1 protein-coding gene is annotated in these 2,066 nt (G+C 68.4%); it reads left to right on the forward strand.

Annotated features, from left to right (window positions below):
* Positions 1 to 128 precede the first annotated feature (128 nt).
* On the forward strand, positions 129 to 2,066 hold a 1,938-nt coding region (locus tag ACP4J3_RS50550; RefSeq protein ID WP_426545018.1), incomplete at its 3' end, for an RICIN domain-containing protein.

Genomic DNA, 2,066 nt, shown 5'->3' on the forward strand with positions numbered 1-2,066 from the left:
AAAGCGCCCCCGCGCTACCCAACACCACCAACACGACCGCCGGATGATCGGCTACACCACGACAAGGGACACGACCCTCCCTCCTCGCTGCCGCTCTCCTCACCGGACTGGCTGTCCGTGCGGACCCGGTGGACCTGCCCGGCGCTGCGGACGCCGATCCGGTGGGCGACTCGTACGACTGGTTCGAGGACACAGCCGCCGAGCAACTGCGGCAGGACCAGTGCCTGATGGCCGATGTGTTGCGCCTGGGCGGTCCGGCCATGGTCACCATCGCGCAGGACGGCCTCAACCAGCCTCCGGACAAGCTGCACGTGCTGGCGGACCGGAGGTACTGGCAGAAGACCCCGCTCAGCGACGCGTACCGGAAGGACCAAGACGCAGCCGACAAGGATCTGGAGGCGATCCACGCCCGCCGGGCCGGATGGTCGAAGCCCCTGGACGGGCTGGAGACTCCGGGCGGCTTCACCGTCGCCGACTTCCACTGGCCTCCGGGGTCGCCGGGTGACGGAAAGAAAGACTTCTACTCCCAGACCGGTCTGACCGAATGGATCGCCGACCGGTTCTGGAAGAACGACAGCGACTTCTACGAGGACCCCACGCCCGAGGCTGACGAGAAGACGGTCGGGGCCGTCAAGGATGTCGGCACCCCGCTGTATGGACCCGAACCGGATCCGACCGAGCTGCATGGGGACGAATGGAGCCGTGCGCTCGCTGAGCAGTCCGCGTTCGAGCACCTGTCGGACTGGTCTCTGGAGCCCACGGGTGCGGACAACGCCCGTATCTTCCTGGCCTCCGGAGGGTTCCCCCGTACCGCCCCGCAGCCGGGCACGGCAGAGTTCCGCATCGCGGTCGAAGACATGAAGACCAGGTTCGCCTCGTGCGCGTGGCGTGACCCGATCGACCCGAACAAGGTCCTGGGCGGCATCGCCGACACCGCCGCTTCGGAGTGGCAGCAGGAGATCGCCTCCCAGGCCAAGCAGCGCAACCAGCTACTGGACCTGAACGAGTTCGCCACCGACTCCCTCGCCGACGGAGCGGAGGCCCTGGGAGCGATGCTGGGCCACTCGTGGGTGGCCGACCGCCTGGCCCGGTGGCAGGACTACTGGTCGCCCGGTGGGGTCGGCTGGATCGGCGACAGCTCGGCGGTGATCCAGGTGCAGGCCGCCAAGGGCAAGTGCCTCGATGTCCAGGGCGGCAAGAAGACCAACGGCACGCCGGTCCAGGTGTACAAGTGCAACGGCTCGACGGCGCAGAGGTGGGCACTCGAAGGTGACAGCCTGGGACTTCACCTGCGGAACGTGAAGTCCGCGAAGTGCCTGGACGTGTCGAGTAACAAATCGGCGAACGGCACGAAGATCCAGATCTGGACGTGCAACGACTCCCCGGCGCAGACGTGGGAGGCCAACCTCCGCGCCACCACGAGCCTGAAGAACACCGGCACGGGCAAGTGCCTGGACCTGCACACGTTCGACAACGGCCACGACTCGTGGCTGTGGACGTGCAACAACACCAACCCGCAGAAGTTCAAGATCGTCCCGACCGGCCACAAGGGCGCCGACTCCCAGTTCTACCCGGACAAGGCCCAGTTCGCTCAGGCGAAGAAGGGCATCGCGGACGCGCAGGCGGCGGCCAAGGCCCAGCTCGCCGACCTCAAGCAGGAAGCCAAGTACGCAAGGCTGCTCGCCGACACCAGCGACGACGTGCAGCAGAGCGCCTACCGCATCGCTGACGCGGGCGGCGCGCCGCGCGGCCGCGGCCTACTGGTCGGCCAGCAGAAGGCGCAGGTCACCAAGGGTGCGGCGGCCGCGCTGGAGGCGATGGTGAAGGCCGGCGAGACCGCCGAGGCCGCCACCCGCGCATCCGCCGGCGACAGCCAGACCATCATGCAGCGTGCGCTGGCCCAGGCTGCCCAGGCCAAGGCCGAGTTCCGCAAGGAGGCGGCACACACCGCCGAGTTGCAGGCGAAGGCCGCGGCGGATGCCGCCAAGGTGCACCGGGACAACGCCAAGAAGGACAAGGAGACCGCGGAGGCCAAGCTCGCGGTGGCGCTGAAGGCCGAGGGCGAG

Origin of the sequence: Streptomyces sp. UG1 (assembly GCF_049974585.1) — a bacterium.
Lineage (GTDB): Bacteria > Actinomycetota > Actinomycetes > Streptomycetales > Streptomycetaceae > Streptomyces.